Source organism: bacterium (assembly GCA_041649255.1).
GTDB lineage: Bacteria > Hydrothermota > UBA3073 > JACQXS01 > JAQTXJ01 > JAQTXJ01.
In genome coordinates this window covers 1-3,277 of the sequence record JBAZNK010000045.1, presented here as the reverse complement: position 1 = coordinate 3,277, position 3,277 = coordinate 1, and the positions used below count along the sequence as shown (strand labels likewise).

At 54.1% G+C, this 3,277-nt stretch carries 1 protein-coding gene; it reads left to right on the top strand.

All coding sequences use genetic code 11. From position 1 onward, the window contains the following. Positions 1–31: 31 nt before the first annotated feature. On the top strand, positions 32–3,277 hold a 3,246-nt coding region (locus tag WC614_14070; protein ID MFA5034130.1), incomplete at its 3' end, for an AAA family ATPase.

Genomic DNA, 3,277 nt, shown 5'->3' with positions numbered 1-3,277 from the left:
CATCCCCTGTGTCTCAGAGAGCATATCTCAAATGATTGATATAACAACAAAAAATAATCAACCGCAGGGTGTGCCTAAACTGGGCAACTACATCGTTACCGAAAAACTGGGAGAAAGCTTGCAGGCTTTGGTATTCAAGGGCTACCACAAAGACATCCCCGACCAGCCGTTGATCATCAAACTGCTGAAGCAGCTGTCGAGCTGGGACGACCAGTCCCGGCATCTGCGCCAGAAAATTGAACGCCTGAAAGTGCTGCATGATCCGAGGGTTTGTACGCCACTCGCCCTGGAGTCCTACGGCGACCAGCAGTTTATCGTTCAGCCCTGGTTCTCCGGACAACCGCTGAACAGTTGGGCAAAACACCAAGACAAACTCGATCTCAACGATTTTTTTACGCTGGCCTGCACCCTGGCCGATACGCTGCAAGCGGTACACGATGCCGGTATTACTCACGGCGGCATTAAGCCCCACAATATTCTGCTGCAACCGGGAACGCTGACCCTGCGGCTGACCGATTTCATCACTCCGCTCGATATTCGCGATGTCAGCCATTTTATCTACGACCCGGAATTCGTACGCCACACTTTGGCCTACACCTCGCCGGAACAGACCGGCCGCATCAACTATAGAGTCGATTTTTCCACCGATTTGTATTCATTGGGCATCGTATTTTATGAACTGCTGACCGGCCAGTTGCCGTTTTTTTCCACCGATCCGCTGGAGCTGATCCATTCGCATCTGGCCGAAGAAACGCCTAAAGTCAATCTGCTCAATCCGCAGCTTCCGCAAGCCTTGGCCGATATTATTGCCAAACTCACGGTCAAGCAGCCGGAGAAACGTTACCAGAGCGCCTCGGGTTTGCTGGCCGACTTGATCCGCTGCAAGAATGAATACAGCGCCACCGGCAGCGTATCGGCGTTTGCCATCGGCCAGCACGATCGCAGCCGCCGGGTCATCTTTATTTCGAAAATGGTCGGCCGCCAGGCCGAAAGCCGGTTGATACAGCAGCAATACAACGAGGTTATCGAGGGCAAATTCCGTTCGGTATTTATTTCCGGCCTGTCCGGCATCGGCAAAACCCGGTTGATTCAGGAACTGCAAAAACCATTGGTCAAAAATCGCGGCTACTTCACTTCCGGCAAATTCGACCAATACCAGAAAAATATCCCCTACAGCTCGTTGATACAGGCCTTGCGCAATCTGATCCGCATCTTTTTGACTGAAAGTGACTCACAGGTTCAGCAGTGGCGGGGCAAAATACTCGACGTCGTAGACAATAACGGCAGCGTCATCAGCGATGTGCTGCCGGAATTGGAATTCATCATCGGCCCTCAGCCGGAAGTGCCGCATCTGCCGCCGGTGGAAGCCCGTAACCGTTTCAACAATTTGTTCGGCCGGTTCCTGGCCTGCTTGGCCAGCGAAGACAATCCGCTGGTGCTGTTTATCGACGACCTGCAATGGTGCGACAGCGCAACTTTCGATTTTCTACAAAACCTGTTCGACAACCATCATGAGCATCCTTTCCTGTTTTTCATGGGCGCCTATCGACACAATGAAGTCGACAGCAGCCATCCGCTCAGCAAGCTGATCCGCAAGATTCAGGAAAACAATGGCCCGTTCGCGGAAATTCGCGTGGAGGCGCTAACCGACGCCGACTGCCACGAGATGGTCGCCTATATCCTCGATTCCTCGCTGGAAGCCACGGCCAATCTGGCTGAATTTATCGCCCACCTGACCGAAGGCAACCCGCTGTTCGTCAGCGAAAGTTTGGCTTGGTTGTATAACGAGGATTTGCTGAATACCGATGCCGAGCGACACTGGCACTGGGACATCAAGCGGATTCGCGATACGCAGATGCCGACCTCGGTGGTGGAATTGTTCAGTTCCAAGGTGGGCAAATTGCCGGCCGAAACCCTGCATATCCTCAATCACTGCGCCTGCATGGGCAACCGTTTCAGCGTTGAAGACGTGGCGCTGGTGCTGGATATTCGCATCGAACAGCTGTTTGAAGATTTGAAGCCGGTATTGAATCTGGGCATGCTGCTGGAAAACAAATCCGATCTGCAGTTCGTCCACGACCGGGTTCAGGAAGCGGTGCTGCGGCAGGTCGCCCCCCAGGCCAAGCCCGCTATCCACTGGCGCATCGGCAACCGTCTGCTGCACGCGGTACCGGCAGGAACCGATCTTGAAACCCTTGACAACTTGTTTACCATTGCCGCCCACCTCAACCTGGGCCGTCCGGCGGACATGGATCAGGAACTGGCGTATCGGCTGGTCAATATCAACTTCCATGCCGGCAACAAGGCTCTGGATGCCTTGGCCGGGGATGCCGCCAACGATTTTTTCCAGAAAGCCCACGACTATCTGCCGGACGATTGCTGGCAACAGGCTTACGATCTGACTTTTCGCATTTATCAGCGTCTGGCCAAGACTGAGCTGATGTGCGGCCGTTATGAAAGGTCGGAGGTGTTGCTCAATTATTTGATCGAACACGCGATCAGCGATCTGGACAAAGCCGAAGCTCTGGCGGAACAGACCACGTCGTTGTCCTCGTTCGGCAACTTCAACAAGGCAATAACTACCGCCAACCGCGGCTTGGCCTATTTCGGCAAAGCGATTCCCGAACAGCCCGAGACGGCCCAACAGCGTATGCTGGCGTTAATGGCGCAAATTGAACAGCAAGACGACGTCTGGACGACTATCCTGCACATGCCTTTTACGAAGGACCGCAAAAGCAAGATCGAGCTGGCGTTTTACAGCGAACTAATCCCCGATCTCTATATGTCCGGCCTGGTGCCGCAGTTGTATCTGTCAGCGGCGCAATCGACGCTGCATTGCCTGCAGGGCGGCATGGATGAATCGGTGATTTATTCGTTTTCGATCATGGGCCTCAATCTCGGCGAACAGGGCAAGTTCGAACAGGCATTCCTGTACCAGGATCTGGCCCACGACTTGTGTGAAAAACACCCCAATACTTTTGGCGCCACCCGCGGCATGAACGGCATTGTCTGGTGCAACATGCATTCGCGCAGCCATCCGGCCGAGATCGTCGATTATTGTCACAAAGCCATACAGTGCGGCAAGAATTGCGGCGATTTGTATAACGCCGGCCTGTCCTACGGACCATTGATGTGGAATTTGCTGGTGCAGGGCAACAATCTGCGTTTGGTTGAAGAAGCCGCCGAGGAATGCCTGCATTTTTCCCGCAAGAATCAACTGTCGTTCTCGGTCGGCCTTGCCGAAGCCGTGCTGGCCGGCTGGGTGGCACCGATGAAA